Genomic DNA, 23644 nt, shown 5'->3' with positions numbered 1-23644 from the left:
GGATTGGAGCGACAGGCAATCGTTACAGGAATAAGCGTGAGGTTCCGCTCGCCCTGGTGGGATGCTGGTTTAGGCGGTTGGTGGTAAGAAAGTGGTACGAGAGCTTTATCGCTTCGCTGTAGGCCTTGTGTTTAGCAGTCTACAGAATTAGTGGTTCCAATCCATCACTGGAGCGACGTACAGCGCTTGAAAAAGAATCGTATTGCTCTCTGCGCTGGTGACCTTATATCGAAAAATCAGCGTATTTTTGAAGCCTTTTGGAGTGAAAAAGCGCCTGTTTAAATGAGGCCTATCTCTGCAGTCCTGTTCCTACACCACCTTGCGCCTCCCCCTACACCTAAGACAGAATCCGCCGGCTTGTGCGTCTAGCTCGCGGGTTCTATCGTCCCTCCGTCACTGAAAACCAGTGATCGGGTTTGGTAGCCCGTCTCCGTCAGAAGCACAAGACTACTGTCTTGCGAGGGCGTTTCTCGTCTTCGTTTTATGGTGGTCATGCGCGGGGCGTCTTCGGATGCGCCGGGGTTCCTGACGACCGGTCTACCAACCTGCGTATGGCCTCCACCCTTCGTTTGGTAGCGAGAGTGATGGCTCCTTTTCGTTTATCCGTCAGGAGTTGCACCATGTTCAAACCAACACCCAACCCACCCGAAACCAACCCCGCATCCCCCTACGAATCCCTCGATTCCCGCAAACTCCACGAAGCCGCCGAGCGCGCCCTCGATCACTACCTCACCCCGGCCAGCCAGATCATGGCCAGTGGTGATCAATCCAGACCGATGTTCCTCGCCAACCCGGCCTACGACACCGAATCCCTGCTCGCCAACGCCAGTGAATCATTGGGTTCCGCCACCACCATGCTCAACGATTTCGCCGCGTTGCTGGATGTTTCGCACCGCAAGACGCTGCTCGGCATTGCGCAGGTGGTGATGTTGGGGGAGTTGGCGGTGAATCAGGCGTTGGATAACGTCGAGCTCAAGGCGTAGATCGCTGCCCTCCGTGGCGAGCGGCGAGCTTGTGATCGCGGAGGGCGTTCTGTCGATTGCGCAAAACAACCGGCCAAAATGGCGTGTTTCAGCCAGTTTTCGCAGCAATAGCGATGTGCCACAAAAAATGATGGCAATGCGTCATCACGCGCTCAAAAAAGTTCAACGATTATACAAAAATATAAAGTTGTACAACTTTTCCCAAAATTTATAGCATCCGTTCCAACACCTTTGCTGAAACGATAAATCCAGCGTCAGTCCTGGATTTGTCCGCTGGTGCGTGGGCCGTCGGTACGGCTTTTCGCGTCAGGTTGTTGCAGCCGGGTCAGTGGAAGCTGCCCGTATTTCGCCCAGGACGACGACCCCGAATATGAGCGGTAACTCCGGTTATCAGAGATCTATTTTTTGTGCCTGACGCTGAATCGCGTCAGGGCGTTAGAGGCTGAACATGGCAGAAGCATCGAATTTCCTGGGCAACATCAAGGTTTCCCGAAAGTTGGGGGCCGGGTTTGGCGTTCTTTTGCTGGCGGTGGGGGCGGTGGCCTTCATTGGCTATAACAGCAGCAATGTGCTGGTTGATCGCCTGGGTACCACGCGTTTGATCGGTACGCTCAACGATGCGACGCAGGACATGCGGCTGTCGGAGAAGCAGTACGAAGCGGCGGCGGATGTCGCTTATGCCGAGGCCTATCAGTCGCAGCTGACGGTGTTGCAGGGGCTGATCGCCAAGGCGTTGCAGACCCTGACGCGGGCGGAAAACCAGCAGGCCTTGAAGCGTTTGCAGGACACCACGCTGGCTTACGATCAGCAGGTCAAGCGTTTGGTCGAGGCGGACAAGGCGACCAGCGATGCGCTGAAACCGTTGGGGGCGATGTCGGACAAGTACGCCGAGACCTTCAACAGCATGTTCGAGAGCACCACGGCCAGCGCGTTGGCGTCTGCCGACAGCGCGCGGGTGGCGGACTTGCGCACCGTGGCGGATCTGCGCAATGGCATGACGATGTTTCGGCTGATGTTGCGGCGTTATATCGCCGTGCCGAGCGAGGCCAACAAAAAAGTGCTGCTGGACACCACCGATGCCTTCCTGGCCGACATGAGCAAGGCGCGCAGCGGTTTGCCGGCGGCCTTGTCGAGTCAGCTTGAAGAGGCGCAGGCCGGCATGCGCCGTTATCGCGAGGTGCTGGTCGAGGTCGCCGCGCTGTTCGAGCAGAAGCAGAGCCTGCGTCAGCAGGTGGATCAACAGAGCCAGGCGATGGACAGCATCATGACCGGCCTGATGGACACCCAGCAGCGTCTGGCGCGGGACGATCAACAGCGTGCGTTTATCCAGATTGCCGTGCTGACGGTGCTGGCACTGGTGGTCGGTCTGTTGGCTGCGGTGCTGATCTCGCGGCAGATCACCGGGCCGCTGGCGCTGACGGTGGAGCTGGCGCGACGGATTGCCAAGGGCGATCTGACGGTGCAAGCCAAATCCAGCCGCAAGGATGAGTTGGGCGATCTGCAAAACGCGATGCAGGACATGGCGCAAAGTCTGAACACGTTGGTGCAGGGGATCGGTAACGGCGTGACACATATTTCGACGTCGGCGGAGAAACTCTCGGCGATGAGCGAACAGACCAGCGCCGGTGTGCGTCAGCAGAAAGTCGAGGTGGATCAGGTCGCCACGGCGATGCACGAAATGGCCTCGACCGTGCAGGAGGTGGCGCGCAACACCACCGACGCATCCGCCGCCGCGACCCTGGCCGATCAGCAGGCACGACACGGCAGTGCGGTGGTCAAGCAGGCGACCGTGCAAATCAGCGAACTGTCGGTGGCGATCGAGGAGTTGGGCGCGGCGATGAACGTGCTGTCCCAGGACAGCGAGCAGATCGGCAAGGTCATCGATGTGATCAAGGCTGTCGCCGAGCAGACCAACTTGCTGGCGCTGAACGCGGCGATTGAAGCGGCGCGGGCGGGGGAGCAGGGCCGTGGTTTTGCCGTGGTTGCCGATGAAGTGCGCTCGCTGGCGCAGCGCACCCAGGATTCGACCAAGGAAATCGAAGCGCTGATTGTCACTCTGCAGCAGGGCACGCAAGCGGCATCTACGCTGATGACATCCAGCCGCGAGCGCACGCTGGACACCGTGGTGCTGGCGCAGAAGGCCGAACAGGCGATTACCGAGATCAACCATTCGATCGGCACGATCCAGCAAATGAGCCTGCAGATTTCCGCCGCCGCCGAGCAGCAAAGTGCGGTGGCCGATGAGATCAATCGCAGCATCGTCAGTGTGCGCGATGTGGCCGATCAGTCGGCCGTCGCCAGCGAAGAAAGTGCTGCTGCGACCATTGAGCTGGCGTCGCTGGGGCAGGACCTGCAACGCATGACGGCGCATTTCCGCACCTGATGGCATTTCGCAATGAACTTGGCCGGAATTGACCGGTCAGCCTGTATAAGCGGGGGCCGCCAAGCGGCGCCACCCGGTCCGTGCAGTGATTTTTTTCTGGGCCATGGATGGTTGCAACCCGCTCTCAGGGGGCGTCATGACCAATACACCAATTTTCCCCCAGCCCAGCGGGGGGTGCCAAGGATGCCGGCAAAAAGGCGAGGCCGATATGGCGTTCTCCTTCGCGTTCCAGCCGATTGTCGATGTGCGTGATCAATCGACCTTCGCCCACGAGGCACTGGTACGGGGCGTGCAGGGCGAAGGTGCACTGTCGGTTCTGCAGCAGGTCGATGACCAGAACCGCTATCGCTTCGATCAACTGTGCCGTGTGCGGGCGATCTCTACGGCAGCGCAGTTGGGGCTCACCGGGTTCCTTTCGATCAACTTCCTGCCGAACGCCGTTTATCGTCCGGACCTGTGCATTCGCAGCACGCTGGAGGCGGCCCGCGCACACGCGTTTCCGCTTGATCGACTGATCTTCGAAGCGGTCGAGGGCGAGCACGTTGAAAGCAATAAGCACTTGATGAACATCCTGCGCGAGTATCGCGAGTTTGGTTTCAAGACGGCCATTGATGACTTCGGTGCGGGGTATTCCGGGCTGAATCTGCTGGCGGACTTTCAGCCGGATCTGATCAAACTGGACATGGCGCTGATCCGCAATATCCACCGAGACCGTGTGCGTCAGGCGATCGTGCGGGGCGTGGTGGGCATGTGTACTGAACTGGGGATCGAGGTGATTGCCGAGGGCATCGAGCACCCGGAGGAACGGGACTTTCTCGCCGATTGCGGGATTTATCTGATGCAGGGTTTCTGGTTCGCCAAACCGGCGTTTGAGGCGATGGCGCAGATTCCGATGGAGGCGTGGCGGGCGGTTTGATGCCAACCTGAACCCGTGCTGTCGATCGGCAAAATTTCATCTTGCCGGGTGCGGCTCTGGCCTAGGATGCTTGCACAAGATCATCCCAAGTGGAGCCGTACCATGCGCACCAATGTCGTCAAAGTGCTGTTGATCGCCGCAGCTGTCTCGGTATTGAGTGCCTGTTCAGGCGCCGGAGGTTTGACCACCACCAGTTGTTTCTCCTCGGATTGCCAATCGCCGGAGGGGCGCAGTCATGCGACGACCCTGAAGTTTGGCGGCAACAGCATTGGCAGCAGCTTGAACCAGTACAGCTCCGGGATGTTGCATGACGATTGATAGATTTCCTGGCTGAGAATCAATGTGGCGAGGGAGCTTGCTCCTGCTGGGGGCGCGAGGCGGCCCCTCAAAAGAAGGCCTGCTGCGCAGCCCAGCGGGAGCAAGCTCCCTCGCCACAAATGTTTGTGCCTGGAAGATTACTGCGGCAGGGCCAGCCACTCACCAATGACCTTCTGATAACTGCCAGTGACTTTGCTCAGATGCAGCCACTGATCAACGTACAGTTTCCAGCTGATGTCATCGCGCGGCAGCAGATAGGCTTTCTCCCCATACTGCATGTACTGCTGCGGATTCACCGCGCACAACCCCGGTTTGAGTTTCTGCTGATACAGCGCTTCCGAGGCGTCGGTGATCATCACGTCGGCCTTGTTGTCGAGCAGTTGCTGGAAGATCGTCACGTTGTCGTGCAGCGCCAGTTGCGCCTTGGGAAGGAAGGCGTGGACGAAGGCTTCGTTGGTGCCGCCGGCGGGTTCGACCAGACGCACGTTGGGCTGGTTGATCTGCTCGACGGTCTGGTACTTGGCCTGCTCGGCACAGCGCACCAGCGGGATCTTGCCGTCGCTGTCGAGGGTGTCGCTGAAGTAGGCTTTTTTCTGCCGGTCCAGCGTCACCGAAATCCCGCCCATGCCGATGTCGCACTTGCCGGCCTGCATGTCCGGCATCAGGGTTTTCCAGGTGGTTTGCACCCACTCGACCTTGACTCCTAGGCTGTCGGCCAGCGAGCGCGCCATGGCGATGTCGATGCCCTCGAAGTCGCCGTCGGTGCGCTTGAAGGTGTAGGGCTTGTAGTCGCCGGTGGTGCAGACGCGCAGTTGGCCTTGTTGCTGGATGCTGTCGAGGTGCGAAGGGCTTTCCTGCGCCTGAACGCCAGCGGCCAGGGTCAGCGCGCCGCAAAGGATCATCGTGCTTTTTAGAATGGTCATGGACATCGGGCTTTTGCAGAGGACGGTGAGCCAGTGTAGTGAAAGGCCTTCTCGGGTGTCATCCCGCGTCCGGACTCAACGTGCCGAGCCACGCCACCAACGCCACGATCAGCAGGGCCATGCCCAGTTCCAGCAGCACGCTGCGCCTGAGTGCATGCGCCGCGATGACGTGCTGTCCATCGCGTAGCGATCGCTCCAGCGCAGGCCCAAGGTGAAAGCGGTTCAGCGCCGCCAGAACCAGCATCACGGCAAACAGCAAAACCTTGATCGCCAGCAACATCCCATAGGTGCCGAGCAGCACCTCATCCAGCCTCGGGCCGACGATGAACAGGTAATTCACCACGCCGCTCACTGACAGCGTCAGCACAATCGCCGCGCCGATCCATTCGAAGCGTTTCACCGCCGCAGCCAGCAGGCGAATCCGTGCTTCATCCACACCACCCCGCGCCAGCAGCACCAGCGCCAGCATACCGCCCAACCATGCCCCCGCCGCCAGCAGATGCAGGATGTCGCTGAGGAAATGCCAGACCCGCAGCGAGCCCTCGTCCATTGCTCCGTGCCCACTCCACGCAAGGGAGGTGAGGGCGACCGCGCCGGCCATCGACGCGAGCCACTTCCCCGGCTGAGCCAGCACCACGATCAGTGCAATCATGCGCAGCGCCCACGCCAACCCGACGTCCGTTTCCAGCAGCATCATCTGCAGGTGCGGCCAGAGTGCGGCGAGTTCGGTTTCGCCACTCATGGCGCTCGTCATCAGCAGCACTCCAGCCACTGACAGCAGGGCCCCGATCAACGCCAATCCACGCAACAGCGGCCTGAACCGCAGCGGCGCGTTCACGCTGTACAGCGCAAACAACGCCACCCCGAACAACAGCAGCAAATCCACATACAACGCCAGGCGCAGAATGATGTTGATCAGTTCAGCCATCGCTCACTGCACTTTGAACGTGACGTTGCCGGTGATCGGGTGCGTGTCGGACGACACCGCGCGCCACTCGACCTTGTAGGTGCCGGCGGGCAACGGCGTGAGCGGGGTGACGAGCATGGATTTCGGGTCGCTGCCGGCGCTGACTCTGGCCTTCATCGGCATCGGCGAATGAGCCATGCCCGGCATCTCGGTCATCACCAATTTGGCGCCGGAGAACTGAGTCAGCAGGCTCTCGGAAAAGTGCAGTTCGATCTTGTCGGGAGCCGCGCCGTCGGCACCTTCGGCCGGGGTTGATGACAGCAGTTTCGGGTGAGCCTGAGCGAGGCTGCTCAGGAGCAATCCGCTGGCGAGTACAAGGGTGATATTCAACGTGCGCATGCAAGACCTCTGGGGTTGTTTTTCAATGGGATTCAGAACCACAGCCGCACACCAAGCACGAGCCGTGCTTCGCTGCGATTTTCGCCTTCTTCGCGGACGTAATCGGCGGTGTTGCCGTAGGTGCGGTGCCACGTCACGCCGAGGTACGGCGCAAATTCGCGGCGGATTTCGTAGCGCAGGCGCAGGCCGGCTTCAGTGTTCGACAGGCCGGAGCCGAGGCCCCGTTGCGGGTCGTTTTTGCCGTAGACGTTGAGCTCGGCGGTGGGCTGCAGGATCAGCCGATTGGTCAGCAGAATGTCGTAATCGCCCTCCAACCGCAGTGCGCTTTGTCCGCCTTCGCCGAGAAACGCCGTAGCCTCGGCTTCGAAGTTGTACAGCGCCATGCCCTGCACACCGAACGCGGCCCAGGTTTGTGGGGCGCCGGGTTTGAAGTCCTGACGCACGCCGCTGACCACGTCCCACCACGGCGAAATCGCATGGCCCCACAAAGCCTGGAGCTCGGCGTCCTCGGCCTTGCCGTTGCTGCGTTCGCCTTCGGAGCGCAGCCACAGGCGATCGATGTCGCCGCCGATCCAGCCGGACAAATCCCAGGCCAAAGCGCTGCCGTCATCGGCGTTTTGCCATTCGAGTTTGTCGGCGAGGAAGTAGCTGTTGATCGCGCTGTCGTGCACCTGATGGCCGCCGGGGCTGACAAACACGGCGGCGCGGTCGGCGTCGGTCAGCACCGGGATCGGCGTGCGACTTTCTGTCGGCGCGGCGGGCTGCATCATGCCGTCGTCCATGCTCTGCATCGAGTGATCCATGCCGGGCATCTGACTGTGATCCATGCCTTGCATGTCGTCGGCGGCCATGACGGAGCTGCCGATGATTAACAAGGAGAACGCTGCGATTCGAGTCATGATCGGCCCCTTCATTCTTCCACCCGCACTTCGCGGAACATGCCGGTTTCCATGTGATAAAGCAGATGGCAGTGATAGGCCCAGCGGCCCAATGCATCGGCCGTCACCCGATAGCTGCGACGGGTACCGGGGGGCATGTCGATGGTGTGTTTGCGCACCTGAAAGTTGCCGTTCTCGTCTTCCAGATCGCTCCACATGCCGTGCAGGTGGATGGGGTGGGTCATCATGGTGTCGTTGACCAGCACCAGACGAAGGCGCTCGCCGTACTTGAGGCGCAGCGGCTCGGCGTCGGAGAATTTGATGCCGTTGAACGACCAGGCGAACTTCTCCATGTGCCCGGTCAGGTGCAGCTCGATCGTGCGCCCGGGATCGCGGCCGTCCGGGTCTTCGAAGGTGCTGCGCAGGTCGGCGTAGGTCAGCACGCGACGGCCGTTGTTGCGCAGGCCGAGGCCAGGGTCGTCGAGTTTCGGCGCGGTGCTCATGGCTTGCATGTCCACCAGCGGATTGTCCTGTTCGCTGGCGGGGTGCGATTGCATCGGACCCATCGCCGAGTGATCCATGCCCGCCATGGCGCTCATGTCCATCGAGCCGTGATCCATCCCGGCCATGCCCATGTCGTCCATGGTCACCAGCGGGCGCGGGTCCAGCGCAGGCACCGGTGCTGCCAGACCGGCGCGGGTGGCGAGGGTGGCGCGGGCGTAACCACTGCGATCCATGGCCTGGGCAAACAGGGTGCAGGCCTCGCTGTCAGGCTCGACGATCACGTCGTAGGTCTCCGCCACGGCGATGCGCAGCTCGTCGACGCTGACCGGTTTGACGTGCAAACCGTCTGCCGCGACCACGGTCATTTTCAGCCCCGGAATGCGCACGTCGAAGTAAGTCATGGCCGAGCCGTTGATCAGCCGCAGACGCAGTTTCTCGCCGGGGCGAAACAGCCCGGTCCAGTTGCTGTCGGGCGTATGGCCGTTGATCAGGAAGGTGTAGGTGGCGCCACTGACGTCGGCGATGTCGGTGGGGTTCATCTTCATTTGCGCCCACATCGTGCGGTCGGCGACGGTGGCCCCCCAGCCTTTGTCGCTGACGTCGTCGATGAAATCGCCAACGGTGCGCTTGTGGTCGTTGTAGTAGTCGGACTGCTTTTTCAGGGTCTTCATCAGGCTGGCCGGGTCTTCGTCGGTCCAGTCGCTGAGCATCACCACGTAGTCGCGGTGGTACTGGAACGGCTCCGGCTCTTTCGCGTCGATCACCAGCGGCCCGTAAACCCCGGCCTGCTCCTGCAAGCCGGAATGGCTGTGATACCAGTAAGTGCCGTGCTGCCGCACCTTGAACTGGTAGACGTATACGCCGCCGGGTTCGATGCCGTGAAAACTCAGGCCCGGCACACCGTCCATGTTCGCCGGCAGCAGAATGCCGTGCCAATGGATCGAGGTGCTGGCGCTGAGTCGGTTGCGCACCCGCAACGTCACCGTATCACCCTCGCGCCAGCGCAAGAGCGGGCCGGGCAGACTGCCATTGATGGTCAGCGCAGTGCGCGGGCTGCCGGTGAAGTTGACCGGGGTTTCGCCGATGAACAGCTCGAATTCGCTGCCGCTCAGTTCGTTGATCTGCCCAGGCGGGGTCAGCGCCCAGACAGGCGCGCGCCACAGACCGAGGCCGCCGAGCAGGCCGCTGGCGGCCAGGCCTTTGACGAAGGTGCGTCTTGAGGTGTTGGAAGGCATGCGCTGGAAGTCCCCGTTTGATACATGACGGGGAGGCTACCCAGCGCTGGCTTTCAGTTGGCTGAGAGGGGGATTACAGTTTTGACAGTTTGGCCACTCGCGTTATAGGCCGAGCCCTTCCTGCACCACCTGCAACAGATTGTTCTCGGTCAGCGCAATCGCATCCAGTTCTTGCCCGGTTTCCACCGTTTGCAACCACCAATGGCTCTCATGATGTTCATCGACGGTGCGCAACAGGTAGGTGTTGCGATCCGGCAGGGTGATCTGCACGCGGCCGGCGCCGTCCTCGGTAAACCGGGCGATGGGATCAAATGTCAGGGTTTGTTGATTGGCTTCGATCACCAGTTGGTCGATCGCGTAATCGTGGCTTTCACCATCGGGTGAGCTTTCGCAAACGTGGGTCGGGTTGCGACGGATTTTCAGGCCGACTTCGGTGACGGGTTGCAGCCAGGCCTCGATGCGGTGGTACAGATCGTAGACCTGCGCCGGCCAGCAATCGATCTCCAGCGCGGCATCCGCTTGGGTGTGCCGGGTTTGCTTGAGTTTGGCGGCGAGTTCGTCTGCTTTACTCATTTCGGATCCCTTGGTTTGATGTCTGCCTGTTAATCGTAGACCGTTCAACGGCGTACGGCCTTGCCTTGCGTCATGCGCTTGCAACACAAGCATGGCGAAATCAGCGCTGGCCAAGTCTGGTCAGCATCAAAAACCACGGACGCAGGCGTCCCAAGGAGCGGGTACATGAAAAAGCTGTTTACAATTCTGGCGCTGATCGCGCTGACGGCCGGTAGCATCGGCCTGAGTTCGGCGCGTCAGTCGAACGCCAGCAAGGTACAAACGGAAGCGGTAGCGGGGCAGTTCGATTACTACCTGCTGACGCTGTCCTGGTCGCCAACGTTCTGCCTCACCCACAAAGATGACGTGCAATGCTCCGGCAAGGGCTACGGCTTCGTGCTGCACGGCTTGTGGCCGCAATACGCCAATGGCGGCTGGCCGGAATCCTGCCCTCCATTGACCACGCTGTCGGCGGCGGAAACCACCAAGGGCCTGACACTGTTCCCGACAAAAAAACTGCTTGATCACGAATGGTCCAAGCACGGCACTTGCAGCGGTCTGGGCGCGATGGGCTATCTGGATGAAGCGGACAAAGCGGTTGGCGCGGTGAAAATCCCGCAGGAGCTGCAACCGTTCAACTCCTCGTATTACTTCGAAGCCCAGGAAATCGCCGACCTGTTCCGCAAGGCCAACCCGGGGATCCCGGCCAATGGCATCGCGGTGATCTGCAGCGGCCCGGAACTCTCGGAAGTGCGGGTGTGCATGGGCAAAGATCTGCAGTTTGGCGCGTGCGGCAAGGGCGTGAAGACCCAGTGCCGGGCGGGGGATATTCGGGTGCCGCCATCGCGTTGATGTGAGTGGTTTGCACGAATAAAAAAGGCGCCTCGATCGGGCGCCTTTTTTTGCCTGAAGGTTTGAAGCACCCGGAAAATTCACGCATGCTTGCGCCCCCAAAAAGGATGACCCGCCACACTGCAAGGAGCTGTTCATGAGCGGAAAACCCGCCGCCCGCGTCACCGACCCAACCGCCTGCCCACACCCGGGACATGGCACCAATCCGATGCCAGTGGCTCGCCGAATGTGAATTTCGACGGATTGGTGAAAAGTGGCTTATCTCCTTTGGCCCTTCATTAAACGTCAATGTAGACACAAATCATGCAAATGCATTGGGGTTGTTTACTGCCCGTATCGCGGGGAGCAAATCGGCAGCCGATATGCTTTTTGACTCAATCATGAAGGATTTTCCATGATGTACAGGGTGCTCATTTGTTGCTTGCTCGCTATTTGCTCAGGTTGTGCGAAAGACCATACAAAGCCTCCCGCAAACCTGAACTTCGAATCTGTGGAAAGAGAAAAGTCGCTGCTATACATCATCCGGTATCAGTCGGACGTTGATGTGTTGGATCTTTTTGATCGCGGGGAGCGAGTTGGGATGATTTCGGGCATGCTTCATTGCGCATTGGCGGATGATCATGATTTCTCAGTAGGCAAAGCCATACAGTTCTCCGCATCCGGTTTGATACGATCGGAAAAAAATGAAAACAACAAGGGAAAGTTTTCCTACCTTACTCGCGCATTCCTCAGTGAAACTTCCAGCAACCGAAGTTCTGAGAGAAATCTTTCAGTAACAGAACTGAATCAACTCCTCGCGAACAAACAACAAATCCCCTGCAAAGTCGTCGTCACCGCGTACGGCTACAAACCCTACTACTCAAACACCATGAACCTGCCGGTCGCGGATTTGCTGCGGGAAATCAACAAACCCCGATAGCCGTCATCGGTGCACTGCGCGATTGCCCTACGCAGATACGCGAGGGCGATCACCCGCAAAACCACCACTGAAAATAAATCGACGTGCGGAGGTCATCCAAATCCCTTGCGCGCCGATACAGCGGGGCAGGCGTGTGTTGGCGGGGCGGGTTTGCTGTGCGCACCCCGCTGGGCTACGCTCATGAAAAGTAAGGGTTTCGGGCTGCGGCCCCTGTCGTACCTGCCCAGGACACGTTTTTGCCAATCCCCATTCACGACCCCCATCAGACTCCCGGCACGCTTAAACGCCTGCCACTGCGCAAGGCGGCAGCGCTGTTCATCGTTGCGGTGTGCCTGTGCCTGTCCGGCTTGCTCTATCTGCAACTCGAGCAGACACGGCGTCAGGACCTGGCGAACGCGCAGATCGCGTCGACCAACCTGACCCGAGCCATGGCGCAGCAGGCCGAGGACACGTTTCTGGCCGCTGACCTGGTGCTCACCAGTCTCGCTGATTGGGTCGAGGACGATGGTTATGGCGCTGCGCAGCGACCACGTCTGCAAAAAACCTTCGCGCGTCGGGTGCAGCAACTGGAGCAGTTGCACGGCATGTTCCTGTTCGATCGCGAGGGCCAGTGGGTGATCACCTCGTTCACCGATCTGCCCCGTGGTAATGGTGTGGCCGACCGCGAATACTTCAGGTTTCACCAGCAAAACGCTTCTACCGTGGCGCACATCGGCCCGGCGATTCGCAGCCGCGAGAATGGCCAGTGGATCATCCCGATCTCGAAACGCATCAACGACCGCGCCGGCAACTTCCAGGGCGTGCTGATGGCCGGGATCAAGATGGCGTACTTCGACCGGTTCTTCAAAAGCTTCAGCCTCGATGACAACGGCATCATGTTTCTCGGACTCAAGGACGGCACGTTGCTGGCGCGGCGACCGTTCGACGAAGGCCTGATCGGCTCGTCGCTGGCGCAAGGCAGGATCTACCAGAAGCTGCTGCCCGAAGCCCCGGCCGGCACTGCGATGATCAAGTCGGTGGTCGACGGCGTGGTGCGCTTGTACGGCTACCGCCAGTTGGCGGCTTATCCGCTGGTGGTAGCGTCCGCCTCTTCGCGCGACACGATTCTCAAGGGTTGGTATGAGCGGGCCTTTCAGTCCAGCGTGATTGTGGCGCTGGTGATTCTTGGCGTCGGCCTGTTCGGCTGGGTGTTCATTCATCAGGTGCGTGACGGCGAGCGAATCGAGAAAAACCTGCGCAAGGCACAGCGCACACTGGAGCAGATCGCGACCCACGACAGCCTGACGGGGCTGGCGAATCGGCGCCTGTTCGAACGCTCGCTGGAGGTCGAATTTGCCCGCGGTGCCCGACAGTCGAGTCCGGTCGGCCTGATCATGCTCGATATTGATTTCTTCAAGCGCTACAACGATGCCTACGGGCACGTGGCAGGGGATCACTGCCTGACTCAGGTGGCTCAGGTGTTGAAGAACTGCTCTCAACGCAAGTCTGACCTGGCGGTGCGTTACGGTGGCGAAGAGTTCGCGGTGTTGCTGCCGGATACCGACATCAACGGCGTGCTGGCGATTGCCGGGCAGATTCGCCGCAGCGTGATGGATAAACGCATTACTCACAGCGGTTCGCCCACCGGTTACCTGACGGTGAGTCTGGGCTGCTACTCATTTATTCCGAGCGGCAATGAAAGCCTTGAAGTGTTTATCCAGCGTGCTGATGCGGCGTTGTATCAGGCAAAAAATGCCGGGCGCAATCGCGCGGCGGTGTTGTCGCTGGAGGAGGGTGTTGCCGAGTTGATGCGGTCGGATCGCTAAAGCCTCCGCGCTTGATCTGTGGCGAGGAATCGGATTCCAGCGCCACAGATTCATTCCTTCATGCCGGATCACCAGCGGTCACGCTTATTCGTTCAGCTGCCTGTGCCACCACCGGCACCGCCAGTTCCGCCGCCGGCCGAACCAGTGCCGCCCCCCGCTCCCGATCCAGAACCCATGGTGCCACTGTTGGTGCCGGTACCCTTGCTGGCGCCATCGGTACTGTCACCGTTTTTCGGAGCGCCGGGGGTGCTGTTGGGTGGCATGTTGGTGCCGCTTGTAGCACCGGATTTGGTGCCGGAGGCATCCGCCCCGTCATTGGCGGCAAAGGCGCCGACCGAGGCGGTGGCCAGCAGCCCGGCGAGCAACAGGGAAGTCAGTTTGCGCGTTGTCATGGTACGTCTCCCAAAAGGTTCGGTTACCTGACTTTGGTCTGACGGCCGCAGCTGTTGGTGCCGATTGGCTGACGAGCGGTTGTCGAGCCTCAGCCTCGATCCTCAGCCAGTTTCTGCTCCAGCACCTGCCGCACCTGCGGCCACTCGTCATCGATGATGCTGAAACGCACCGAGTTACGCTTGCGGCCGTCGGGCATGATCCGCTCGTGGCGCACGATGCCTTCCTGTTGCGCACCGAGGCGCAGAATCGCGTTGCGCGACTTCTGGTTGTTCTCGTCGGTGGTGAACTGCACTCGCACGCAGTCGAGCACCTCGAAGGCGTGACGCAACATCAGGTATTTGGCTTCGGTGTTGACGAAGGATTTCTGCCAGCGTGCCGCGATCCAGCTGCTGCCGATTTCCAGCTTGCGATTGAGCGGGTCGATCTTCCAGAACCGGGTCGAGCCGATCACTTCGCCGCTATCCTTCAACACGATCACAAACGGCATGAACGTGCCGGCGTCGCGGCCGTCGAGGGCTTTTTTCAGATAGCTGTCGATGGTGCTCGCCGAAGGCACCACGGTGACGGTGAGGTTCCACAATTCGCCGTCGGCGGCAGCGCGGAGCAGGGCGTCGGCGTCGCTGTACTGAAGCGGGCGCAGGAGGATGCGCGGGCCTTGCAGGGTGGTGAGCATGGAATCGAGTCTCGGCAGTTCGGGGCAGTGGCGAGCGCCTATTACGCCGCAGCCGGTTGATCCGATGCAACCACCGCCGTTAGCACAGGGTCACAAATTTCACACCTTGTTCGCCGGAGCCTGGACGATGAAAAACCTGCGGATCGCCACGTTCAACGTCAACGGCCTGCGCGCGCGCCTGCCGAACCTGCTGGCGTGGCTCAAGCGCGAGCAACCGGACATCGCTTGCCTGCAGGAACTCAAGTCGGTCGACAGTGCATTCCCCGCCGCCGAACTGGAGGCAGCGGGGTACGGCGCGATCTGGCACGGGCAGGCGTCATGGAACGGCGTGGCGATTCTCGCCCGCGATGCGCAACCACTGGAGAGCCGTCGCGGTCTGCCGGGCGATCCCGAGGACAAGCACAGCCGTTATCTGGAGGCGGCGGTGCATGGGGTGCTGGTCGGCTGCCTGTACCTGCCCAATGGTAACCCGCAACCGGGGCCGAAGTTCGACTACAAACTGGCCTGGTTCGAACGCTTGATCCGCTACGCCAAGGATTTGCAAAGCAGCGACCATCCGGTGGTGCTGGCCGGCGATTACAACGTGGTGCCCACCGACATGGACATCTACAACACCCGCTCCTGGCTCAAGGATGCGCTGCTGCAACCCGAAAGCCGCGAGTGTTATCAGCGGCTGCTTGATCAAGGCTGGACTGATTCGCTGCGCCATCTGTATCCCGACGATCGCCTCTACACCTTCTGGGATTACTTCCGCCAGCATTGGCAAACCAACTCCGGTCTGCGCATCGATCATCTGCTGCTCAACCCGGCACTCAGCCCGTATCTGCACGAGGCCGGCGTCGACGCCTGGGTGCGCAACGAACCGCACGCCAGCGACCATGCGCCGACCTGGATTCGCATCGGTTCGCGCAAGCGTGGGTAGCGCTGATTGGCGAAATCAATTGTCGGAGTCGGGGCCCGATCCCGTATACATGTCGGCCAGCGGCGCAACGATCCGCGGCCACATGCAAAAGGACTGAGCAATGAGCGAGCCACGTCTGGCGAATCCAGCGTTATACCTGCAACACCTGGGGTTCGACGCTCCACCGGCACCGACCCTGGAAACCCTGCGGCAGTTGCAGTTGCGCCACACCGGCGTCTTTCCCTTCGAGAACCTGTCGACGATCACTGGCGCGCCGGTGCTGATCGATCTGGCGTCGGTCGAACAAAAGGTTCTCCACGGTGGCCGGGGTGGTTACTGCTACGAACTGAACAATCTGTTTCTTGCGTTATTGCTGGAGCTGGGCTTCGACGCCCGTGGCATCTCCGGGCGTGTGGTGCTGGCGCAACCCGAAGGCACGTGGACGGCGCGTACCCACCGCTTGAGCCTGGTAATCATCGATGGCGAGCGCTACATCACCGACGTCGGCTTTGGCGGTATGGTGCCGACCGCGCCGCTGCTGCTCGATACCGAGGCTGAACAGGCGACGCCGCACGAGTCCTATCGCATCGAGAAACAGGCCGATGGCTACATGCTGCGCGCCAATGTCGCGGGGGAGTGGCGCGCGATGTACCTGTTTGATCTGCAACGCCAGGAAGACATCGATTACACCCTCGGCAACTGGTACGTCTCGACCCATCCCGAATCACCGTTTGCTCAGCAGTTGATGGTTGCGCGCACCGGCGATGGCTGGCGCCGGACCCTGAATAACGGCAGTTTCGCGATTCATCATATGGGCGCCGACAGCGAGCGGCGCGAGGTGGCGGATGTCGATGAGTTGATCGAGGTGCTGGAGCAGGAGTTCGGCTTGCGTCTGCCTGACCAGCCGCATGTGCGTCAGTCGCTGGCGCGGATGCTTGTACCAGCCTGATCTCAGGGCTTGGCTTCCGGTTCCAGTACCCGGCGGATTTCCCCGACCGCCGCCGACAGCTTTTTTTCCAGACTCTTGAGGTCGGCGGCGGTGATGCCTTTCTTGAATTGCCCGGAGTGGGGCGGCTCGGCTTCCTGCTTTTTGCTGCCAGCCTCCAGCAGGGCATGGCGCAGGGTGTTGTTGATCACCGTCTGATAACCGAAGCCTTCGTTTTCCGCCACGCTGCGGGCGGCTTCGATGACCGCGTCATCAAGCATGATGGTGATGCGGGTCTTGCCCTTGGCGGGCGCCAAGGCACCGCGCTTGCCGTGCGAGAAATCGTATTCGTCTTTCATTGATCAAGCCTCCAGAAAATATGCGCGACGTTCGCTCGGTGTGGCGACACGTGCAGAAATGATTCGTACGACGTTGGCTTCGCGATAACTGTACGCAACCACCAGCAAACGTCCTTTGCCATCGAGACCGAGGGTGATCCAGCGCTGTTCGTCATGATCGTTGTCCTCGATCGTCAGCGCGCGTTCGTCATGAAAGACCGGCTCGGTCTCGGCAAGGCTGACGCCCCTGTGCTTGAGTTTGTTGGCTGCGTTCTTGCTTTTGTCGTACTGAATTTCGAATGACTTAATTATGCATACTTTATATGTATAAAAAAGAGCGCCGGTGCACCGCTGGTCGCCATGAATAATTCAGCCTAGTGCGATAAGAACCGGGGGCAGGAGGGGATGTGTTGCCGGATTTGTGGGAGATGGAGGTGGCGAGATAGAAGCTTGGGTGGCTACCTATCCATTATGTGACTGACAAGTTGTATACAGCTCTATGGACATTTGTCCCGAGTATTGAATACAGTGTGCGCATAACAAAAACCAGGGAACCCCCCACATGAAAACGCCCCATGTTTCACACCAACGGCCCGAGGACGGAAATCTCGGGGTCGGCGCGAATATGGCTTACGGCCTGCAACATGTTCTGACCATGTACGGCGGTATCGTTGCGGTGCCACTGATCATTGGCCAGGCGGCCGGGCTGTCGCCGGCGGACATTGGTTTGTTGATTGCTGCTTCATTGTTTGCGGGGGGGCTGGCGACACTGCTGCAAACCCTGGGTCTACCGTTTTTTGGCTGTCAGTTGCCGCTGGTGCAGGGCGTGTCGTTCTCCGGTGTGGCGACCATGGTCGCCATCGTCAGCAGTGGCGGGGAGGGCGGCTTCCAGTCGGTGCTGGGCGCGGTGATTGCCGCATCGTTGATCGGCTTGCTGATCACCCCGGTGTTCTCGCGAATCACCAAGTTTTTCCCTCCACTGGTCACCGGCATCGTGATCACCACCATCGGCCTGACGCTGATGCCGGTGGCTGCGCGCTGGGCCATGGGTGGCAACAGCCACGCGCCGGACTTCGGCAGCATGCAGAACATCGGTCTGGCGGCGGTGACGCTGGTGCTGGTGTTGCTGCTGAGCAAGGTCGGCAGCTCGACCATCTCACGTCTGTCGATCCTGTTGGCCATGGTGATCGGCACGATTCTGGCGGTGTTCCTCGGCATGGCGGATTTCTCCGGTGTCACCCAAGGGCCGATGTTCGGCTTCCCGACGCCGTTCCACTTCGGCATGCCGACTTTCCACTTCGCCGCGATCCTGTCGATGTGCATCGTGGTCATGGTGACCCTGGTGGAAACCTCGGCGGACATTCTGGCGGTCGGTGAGATCATCGGCACCAAAGTCGATTCCAAACGTCTTGGCAACGGTTTGCGCGCGGACATGCTGTCGAGCATGTTTGCGCCAATCTTCGGATCGTTCACCCAGAGCGCCTTCGCGCAGAACGTCGGGCTGGTGGCGGTGACCGGAATCAAGAGCCGTTATGTGGTGGCCACCGGCGGTGTTTTCCTGGTGATTCTCGGCCTGCTGCCGTTCATGGGGCGGGTGATCGCTGCGGTGCCGACGTCAGTGCTGGGCGGCGCCGGTATCGTGCTGTTCGGTACGGTGGCGGCGAGCGGGATTCGCACACTGTCGAAGGTCGATTACCGCAACAACGTCAACCTGATCATCGTCGCCACCTCGATCGGCTTCGGCATGATCCCGATTGCCGCGCCGAACTTCTACGATCATTTCCCGAGCTGGTTCGCGACCATTTTCCACTCGGGCATCAGCTCGTCGGCGATCATGGCGATTGTGCTGAATCTGACCTTCAACCACTTTACCGCCGGCAACTCTGACCAACAGTCGGTGTTTGCCGCCGCAGAAGAGCGCACCCTGCGTTATCGCGACCTGGCGGCGCTGCGTGAAGGCGATTACTTCAGCGACGGCAAGCTGCACGATTGCGATGGCAAGGAAGTGCCGGTGATCGAGCCTGATGAACACGATCATGGGCATGGTGCGCCGAAGACCCAGATGAAGAGCAGCGAGCATGTTTGAGCGCTGAATGGATGAAAGAGGCCGATCTGTTGTGAGACAGATCGGCCTTTTTGGTTTGAAGAGCAAAAGATCGCAGCCTGCGGCAGCTCCTACAGGGGATCGGAGCTGCAGCAGGTTGCGATCTTTTGACTTTTCGAGCGCCCACAAAAAAGCCCCTGAATCTTGCGATTCAGGGGCTTTGCTATTTGGCTCCACAACCTGGACTCGAACCAGGGACCCAATGATTAACAGTCATTTGCTCTACCAACTGAGCTATTGCGGAATTGGTGCGTATGTTACTGATTCAAAAAGAGAAGTCAAGCGTCGGGTGTAAATTTTGTGCGTTCGGCAGGACGGACGGTGTTTTGTCAGCGATTGGCGGTTACCAGAACCGCCTCACAGGTCTACCATGGTTGCCCGGAAGTGGTGACACGCGCTGCCGGCCATTCGCCGAAAAGGTACGCGCCATGACTCGAACCGTTGTTGTTTCCCTTTCACGCGAGGTGCTCGTATGAGCGTCACGCAAATCAGCCTGCCCAAGGGCGTTGGCCCGCACGCCGAGAAGCTCTTCGACGCGATCACCCAGGCCAGCACCGCTGAAGAGCTGAACCGTGCTGGTGGCAAGGCCGAAGGGTTCGTCCTCGGTCTGGAAAGCACCAAGGCGATCAAAAGCCAGATCGCCGAATCGCTCTACGTCGCGTATGACGATGCGGCCAGTCAACGGGCGACGGAACTCGCCTAACCGCCGAAGGTGATCGTACCGAGCATCAGTTTGGCGTAAGCGGCGGTGGCGGCCAGTTGCACCAGCCACAGGGCCAGGCCGCCGAGGAAGACGCCCGCTGCGACTTGCAGCACCAGGCTTTTGTCGCGTTTGGCCGTGGTGCGGGGGATGAAGTCATCCAGGTCGTCTCGGTCAGCGCGCAGGTTGTCGTTTTTCATTTGGGTTCTCACAAAATTCCTGGATGTACGAAACCTGTGGGAGCGAGCCTGCTCGCGAATGCTGTCAGCCACCAACAATGGCGACTGACCCACCGCATTCGCGAGCGGGCTCGCTCCCACAATTCAGATTTGTGTGCAGTTTAGAGGGAATGTTGGATTCCTTCGGACAAATAAAAAACGGGAAGCCCCAAGGCTTCCCGTTTTTCATTGCCAGGCGAAATCAGATGACCTGAACGATCGCATCCGTTACCGCTTTGATGTTGCTCTGGTTCAGTGCCGCGACGCAGATGCGGCCGGTGTCCAGGGCGTAGATGCCGAACTCGTTGCGCAGGCGGTGCACCTGTTCGGTGGTCAGGCCGGAGTAGGAGAACATGCCGCGCTGACGGCCGACGAAGCTGAAGTCACGCTGCGGGGCTTTTTCCGCCAGCAGGGCGACCATCTGCTCGCGCATGCCGCGAATGCGCAGGCGCATTTCTGCCAGTTCCGCTTCCCACTGGGCGCGCAGTTCCGGGCTGTTCAACACGGCGGCGACGATGCTTGCACCGTGGGTCGGCGGGTTGGAGTAGTTGGTGCGGATCACACGCTTGACCTGCGACAGCACGCGCGCGCTTTCTTCTTTCGATTCGCTGACGATCGACAGGGCGCCAACGCGCTCGCCGTACAGCGAGAACGACTTGGAGAACGAGCTCGAAACGAAGAAAGTCAGGCCCGACTCAGCGAACAGACGCACGGCTGCGGCGTCTTCGTCGATGCCGTCGCCGAAACCCTGGTAAGCCATGTCGAGGAACGGTACGTGACCTTTGGCCTTGACCACGTCCAGCACGTTTTTCCAGTCGGCCGGGGTCAGGTCGACGCCGGTCGGGTTGTGGCAGCAGGCGTGCAACACAACGATCGAGCCGTTCGGCAGGGCGTTGAGGTCGTCGAGCATGCCGGCACGGTTCACGTCATGGGTGGCGGCGTCGTAGTAACGGTAGTTCTGCACCGGGAAGCCAGCGGTTTCGAACAGCGCGCGGTGGTTTTCCCAGCTCGGGTCGCTGATCGCCACAACGGCGTTCGGCAGCAGTTGCTTGAGGAAGTCGGCACCGATTTTCAGCGCGCCGGTACCGCCGACGGCCTGAGTGGTGACGATGCGACCGGCAGCGATCAGCGGCGAGTCGTTACCGAACAGCAGCTTTTGCACCGCCTGGTCGTAGGCCGCGATGCCGTCAATCGGCAGGTAGCCACGGGAGGCGTGCTGAGCAGCGCGAATGGTTTCGGCTTCGATCACCGCGCGCAGCAGGGGAATTCGCCCCTCTTCGTTGCAGTAAACACCTACACCCAGGTTGACCTTGGTGGTCCGGGTATCGGCGTTGAATGCTTCGTTGAGGCCCAGGATTGGATCGCGGGGTGCCATTTCGACAGCGGAGAACAGGCTCATTATTACGGCGGCTCTGAATGGAGAGTGGAGGGACGTGTCGCGCTCCAGCCGAATGCACTAGAGCGGTGCACAAACGGGGAGCTAGTATAGAGGCCATCACTGAGCAATGGCGACAGGCGATTCAGCTTTTCAGGCAAGTTTTTCCGATTATTTCTTGACCGTTAGTCGATTGACTCTGTCAGAGACTTTACCGGATGTAGGACGTTTGCCTTGAAAGGCGAGGCAATCGGCTCCACATTGAGCACAATCTTCGTTTTTCCTTGGGCGACAACGGTCGTTTGCGGTCATCCCCGCGGCTCGGCTGTTTTCTGCGCGAGCCGCGATCCCAGAGGTGTGTATGTCCGAATTCCAGCTAGTCACCCGCTTCGAGCCTGCCGGCGATCAGCCAGAAGCGATCCGCCAATTGGTCGAGGGCATCGAAGCCGGGCTGGCGCACCAGACGCTGCTCGGTGTGACCGGCTCGGGCAAGACCTTCAGCATCGCCAATGTCATCTCGCAGGTACAGCGCCCGACGCTGGTGCTGGCGCCGAACAAGACCCTCGCCGCGCAGCTGTATGGTGAGTTCAAGGCGTTCTTCCCGAACAACGCGGTCGAGTATTTCGTTTCCTACTACGACTACTACCAGCCCGAAGCCTATGTGCCGTCGTCCGACACCTTCATCGAGAAGGACGCGTCGATCAACGACCACATCGAGCAGATGCGTTTGTCCGCGACCAAGGCGTTGCTCGAACGCAAGGACGCGATCATCGTTACCACGGTGTCGTGCATCTACGGTCTCGGTAGCCCGGAAACCTATCTGAAGATGGTGCTGCACGTCGATCGCGGCGACAAACTCGATCAGCGCGCCTTGCTGCGGCGTCTGGCCGACCTGCAGTACACCCGCAACGACATGGATTTTGCCCGGGCGACTTTCCGCGTGCGCGGCGACGTGATTGACATCTATCCGGCGGAGTCCGATCTGGAAGCGATCCGCATCGAGCTGTTCGACGATGAGGTCGAGAGCATCTCCGCGTTCGACCCGCTCACCGGCGAAGTCATCCGCAAGATGCCGCGCTTCACCTTCTACCCGAAGAGTCACTACGTGACGCCGCGCGAGACCCTGCTCGACGCCATCGAACACATCAAAGTCGAATTGCAGGAACGCCTCGAATACCTGCGCAGCAACAACAAACTGGTTGAGGCGCAGCGACTCGAACAGCGCACCCGTTTCGACCTGGAAATGATCCTCGAACTGGGTTACTGCAACGGCATCGAAAACTACTCGCGCTACCTGTCCGGACGTCCGGCCGGTGCTGCGCCGCCGACGCTGTATGACTATCTGCCGGCCGACGCCTTGCTGGTGATCGACGAGTCTCACGTCAGCGTGCCGCAAGTCGGCGCGATGTATAAGGGTGACCGTTCGCGTAAAGAAACCCTGGTGGAATACGGCTTCCGCTTGCCGTCGGCACTGGACAACCGGCCCATGCGCTTTGACGAGTGGGAAGGGGTCAGCCCGCAGACGATTTTTGTCTCGGCAACGCCGGGCAACTACGAGGCCGAGCATGCCGGGCGCGTGGTCGAACAAGTGGTGCGTCCGACCGGTCTGGTCGACCCGCAAGTCGAGGTGCGTCCGGCGCTGACTCAGGTCGACGATTTGCTCTCGGAAATCACCAAGCGCGTGGCGGTCGAGGAGCGGGTGCTGGTCACCACGCTGACCAAACGCATGGCCGAAGACCTCACCGATTACCTCGCCGACCACGGCGTGCGCGTGCGTTACTTGCACTCCGACATCGACACCGTCGAGCGGGTCGAGATCATCCGCGACCTGCGTCTGGGCACCTTCGATGTGTTGGTGGGGATCAACCTGCTGCGTGAAGGTCTGGACATGCCGGAAGTGTCGCTGGTGGCGATTCTCGATGCCGACAAGGAAGGCTTCCTGCGTTCCGAGCGCTCGCTGATCCAGACCATCGGCCGGGCCGCGCGGAACCTCAATGGCCGGGCGATTCTCTACGCCGACCGCATCACTGGCTCGATGGAACGGGCGATTGGCGAGACCGAGCGTCGTCGCGACAAGCAGATCGCCTTCAACCTGGAAAACGGCATCACCCCGAAAGGCGTATTCAAGGACGTCGCCGACATCATGGAGGGCGCCACCGTACCTGGCTCGCGCAGCAAGAAGCGCAAGGGCATGGCCAAGGCTGCCGAAGAAAACGCCAAGTACGAAGCCGAACTGCGTTCGCCAAGCGAAATCACCAAACGCATTCGCGCGCTGGAAGAGAAGATGTACCAGTTGGCGCGGGATCTGGAGTTCGAAGCGGCGGCGCAGATGCGCGATGAGATTGCCAAACTGCGTGAGCGGCTTTTGGCGGTTTGATCTTCATCGTCTGACCGGGCCTCTTCGCGAGCAGGCTCGCTCCCACATTGGATCTGTGTCGTTCAC

Annotated in this window: 24 protein-coding genes, 1 tRNA gene and 2 pseudogenes; 14 read left to right on the top strand and 13 right to left on the bottom strand. The window is 60.3% G+C overall.

The genetic code is table 11. The features are described from left to right. The first annotated feature begins 620 nt into the window (after positions 1–620). From HDC30_RS04430 to HDC30_RS04415, 5 genes and pseudogenes are all read left to right on the top strand, one after another. The gene (locus HDC30_RS04430; protein WP_047293169.1) at positions 621–983 is read left to right on the top strand and encodes a DUF6124 family protein; all 363 of its coding nucleotides are present in this window, start codon (positions 621–623) and stop codon (positions 981–983) included. Between the two features lie 448 nt (positions 984–1431). After that, a pseudogene (locus tag HDC30_RS29430) lies at positions 1432–2508 on the top strand (methyl-accepting chemotaxis protein); the annotation flags it as partial. After that, the gene (locus tag HDC30_RS29425; protein WP_401277246.1) at positions 2494–3366 is read left to right on the top strand and encodes a methyl-accepting chemotaxis protein; all 873 of its coding nucleotides are present in this window, start codon (positions 2494–2496) and stop codon (positions 3364–3366) included. The pseudogene HDC30_RS29430 and the gene HDC30_RS29425, both read left to right, overlap by 15 nt. A 136-nt stretch (positions 3367–3502) precedes the next feature. Then, positions 3503–4282: an EAL domain-containing protein gene (locus HDC30_RS04420; RefSeq protein WP_183781038.1), complete on the top strand. Its 780-nt coding sequence runs from the start codon at positions 3503–3505 to the stop codon at positions 4280–4282. Between the two features lie 102 nt (positions 4283–4384). Further along, complete coding sequence (locus tag HDC30_RS04415) at positions 4385–4600, top strand: hypothetical protein (RefSeq protein WP_027611503.1); 216 nt, start codon at positions 4385–4387, stop codon at positions 4598–4600. A gap of 137 nt (positions 4601–4737) precedes the next feature. Here HDC30_RS04415 and HDC30_RS04410 read toward each other — a convergent pair whose 3' ends face one another. The 6 genes from HDC30_RS04410 to HDC30_RS04385 form a co-directional block, all read right to left on the bottom strand. After that, positions 4738–5523: a transporter substrate-binding domain-containing protein gene (locus HDC30_RS04410; protein ID WP_183781036.1), complete on the bottom strand. Its 786-nt coding sequence runs from the start codon at positions 5521–5523 to the stop codon at positions 4738–4740. A 58-nt stretch (positions 5524–5581) separates the two neighbouring features. Further along, positions 5582–6451 (bottom strand): copper homeostasis membrane protein CopD, encoded by an 870-nt coding sequence (copD, locus tag HDC30_RS04405; RefSeq protein ID WP_183781033.1) that lies wholly within the window; start codon positions 6449–6451, stop codon positions 5582–5584. 3 nt (positions 6452–6454) lie between these two features. Continuing rightward, positions 6455–6829 carry a copper homeostasis periplasmic binding protein CopC gene (gene copC, locus HDC30_RS04400; protein ID WP_027611506.1) on the bottom strand — a complete coding sequence of 125 codons (375 nt, stop codon included), beginning with the start codon at positions 6827–6829 and terminating at the stop codon, positions 6455–6457. 32 nt (positions 6830–6861) lie between these two features. Further along, the gene (locus HDC30_RS04395) at positions 6862–7728 is read right to left on the bottom strand and encodes a copper resistance protein B (protein ID WP_183781030.1); all 867 of its coding nucleotides are present in this window, start codon (positions 7726–7728) and stop codon (positions 6862–6864) included. Positions 7729–7739: 11 nt separating this feature from the next. Then, entirely contained in the window at positions 7740–9446 is a 1707-nt protein-coding gene (locus HDC30_RS04390) for a copper resistance system multicopper oxidase (protein ID WP_183781027.1), read from the bottom strand. Positions 9447–9548: 102 nt separating this feature from the next. After that, entirely contained in the window at positions 9549–10019 is a 471-nt protein-coding gene (locus tag HDC30_RS04385; protein ID WP_096796942.1) for a hypothetical protein, read from the bottom strand. A gap of 165 nt (positions 10020–10184) precedes the next feature. On the opposite strand from HDC30_RS04385, the gene HDC30_RS04380 reads away from it, so the two are divergent. The 4 genes and pseudogenes from HDC30_RS04380 (at position 10185) to HDC30_RS04365 (ending at position 13574) form a co-directional block, all read left to right on the top strand. After that, positions 10185–10850 (top strand): ribonuclease T2, encoded by a 666-nt coding sequence (locus tag HDC30_RS04380; protein ID WP_183781024.1) that lies wholly within the window; start codon positions 10185–10187, stop codon positions 10848–10850. A 136-nt stretch (positions 10851–10986) separates the two neighbouring features. Beyond that, positions 10987–11096: pseudogene (locus HDC30_RS04375) on the top strand (PAAR domain-containing protein); the annotation flags it as partial. 148 nt (positions 11097–11244) lie between these two features. Next, a complete protein-coding gene (locus tag HDC30_RS04370; RefSeq protein WP_097088632.1) occupies positions 11245–11769 on the top strand; it encodes a hypothetical protein in 525 nt (174 codons plus the stop codon). 236 nt (positions 11770–12005) lie between these two features. Beyond that, positions 12006–13574, top strand: a complete 1569-nt coding sequence (locus HDC30_RS04365; protein WP_183781021.1) for a sensor domain-containing diguanylate cyclase — start codon at positions 12006–12008, stop codon at positions 13572–13574. 92 nt (positions 13575–13666) lie between these two features. On the opposite strand, the gene HDC30_RS04360 is transcribed toward HDC30_RS04365, so the two are convergent. Both HDC30_RS04360 and HDC30_RS04355 read right to left on the bottom strand, forming a co-directional pair. Continuing rightward, positions 13667–13966 carry a hypothetical protein gene (locus HDC30_RS04360; RefSeq protein WP_097088636.1) on the bottom strand — a complete coding sequence of 100 codons (300 nt, stop codon included), beginning with the start codon at positions 13964–13966 and terminating at the stop codon, positions 13667–13669. Between the two features lie 89 nt (positions 13967–14055). Beyond that, positions 14056–14640: a GNAT family N-acetyltransferase gene (locus HDC30_RS04355; protein WP_183781018.1), complete on the bottom strand. Its 585-nt coding sequence runs from the start codon at positions 14638–14640 to the stop codon at positions 14056–14058. Positions 14641–14767: 127 nt separating this feature from the next. On the opposite strand from HDC30_RS04355, the gene xth reads away from it, so the two are divergent. Next, the gene (gene xth / locus HDC30_RS04350) at positions 14768–15562 is read left to right on the top strand and encodes an exodeoxyribonuclease III (RefSeq protein ID WP_183781015.1); all 795 of its coding nucleotides are present in this window, start codon (positions 14768–14770) and stop codon (positions 15560–15562) included. A 100-nt stretch (positions 15563–15662) separates the two neighbouring features. Beyond that, positions 15663–16490: an arylamine N-acetyltransferase gene (locus HDC30_RS04345; protein WP_183781012.1), complete on the top strand. Its 828-nt coding sequence runs from the start codon at positions 15663–15665 to the stop codon at positions 16488–16490. A 2-nt stretch (positions 16491–16492) separates the two neighbouring features. Here the strand turns inward: HDC30_RS04345 and HDC30_RS04340 are convergent, their stop codons facing one another. Together HDC30_RS04340 and HDC30_RS04335 are read right to left on the bottom strand one after the other, a co-directional pair. After that, the gene (locus tag HDC30_RS04340) at positions 16493–16825 is read right to left on the bottom strand and encodes a BrnA antitoxin family protein (RefSeq protein ID WP_027611517.1); all 333 of its coding nucleotides are present in this window, start codon (positions 16823–16825) and stop codon (positions 16493–16495) included. Positions 16826–16828: 3 nt separating this feature from the next. Further along, positions 16829–17113, bottom strand: coding sequence for a BrnT family toxin (locus HDC30_RS04335; RefSeq protein ID WP_027611518.1), 285 nt, complete (start codon positions 17111–17113; stop codon positions 16829–16831). 253 nt (positions 17114–17366) lie between these two features. On the opposite strand from HDC30_RS04335, the gene HDC30_RS04330 reads away from it, so the two are divergent. Continuing rightward, a complete protein-coding gene (locus HDC30_RS04330) occupies positions 17367–18890 on the top strand; it encodes a nucleobase:cation symporter-2 family protein (protein ID WP_183781009.1) in 1524 nt (507 codons plus the stop codon). A 186-nt stretch (positions 18891–19076) separates the two neighbouring features. On the opposite strand, the gene HDC30_RS04325 is transcribed toward HDC30_RS04330, so the two are convergent. After that, positions 19077–19152 (bottom strand) — tRNA-Asn (locus tag HDC30_RS04325). Positions 19153–19380: 228 nt separating this feature from the next. Here HDC30_RS04325 and HDC30_RS04320 point away from each other — a divergent pair. Further along, positions 19381–19611, top strand: a complete 231-nt coding sequence (locus tag HDC30_RS04320) for a hypothetical protein (RefSeq protein ID WP_003226459.1) — start codon at positions 19381–19383, stop codon at positions 19609–19611. On the opposite strand, the gene HDC30_RS04315 is transcribed toward HDC30_RS04320, so the two are convergent. Beyond that, complete coding sequence (locus HDC30_RS04315) at positions 19608–19808, bottom strand: hypothetical protein (RefSeq protein ID WP_003226457.1); 201 nt, start codon at positions 19806–19808, stop codon at positions 19608–19610. The two genes, HDC30_RS04320 and HDC30_RS04315, sit on opposite strands and share 4 nt — an antisense overlap. Before the next feature lie 220 nt (positions 19809–20028). Continuing rightward, a complete protein-coding gene (locus HDC30_RS04310) occupies positions 20029–21225 on the bottom strand; it encodes an amino acid aminotransferase (protein ID WP_027611521.1) in 1197 nt (398 codons plus the stop codon). 337 nt (positions 21226–21562) lie between these two features. Here HDC30_RS04310 and uvrB point away from each other — a divergent pair, with 337 nt between their 5' ends. After that, positions 21563–23578 carry an excinuclease ABC subunit UvrB gene (uvrB, locus tag HDC30_RS04305; protein ID WP_007969222.1) on the top strand — a complete coding sequence of 672 codons (2016 nt, stop codon included), beginning with the start codon at positions 21563–21565 and terminating at the stop codon, positions 23576–23578. Positions 23579–23644: the final 66 nt, after the last annotated feature.

The sequence above is a fragment of the Pseudomonas sp. JAI115 genome, assembly GCF_014200835.1.
Taxonomy (GTDB): domain Bacteria; phylum Pseudomonadota; class Gammaproteobacteria; order Pseudomonadales; family Pseudomonadaceae; genus Aquipseudomonas; species Aquipseudomonas putida_A.
The sequence above is the reverse complement of the archived record's forward strand: the minus strand, read 5'-3'. Positions and strand labels throughout refer to the sequence as shown.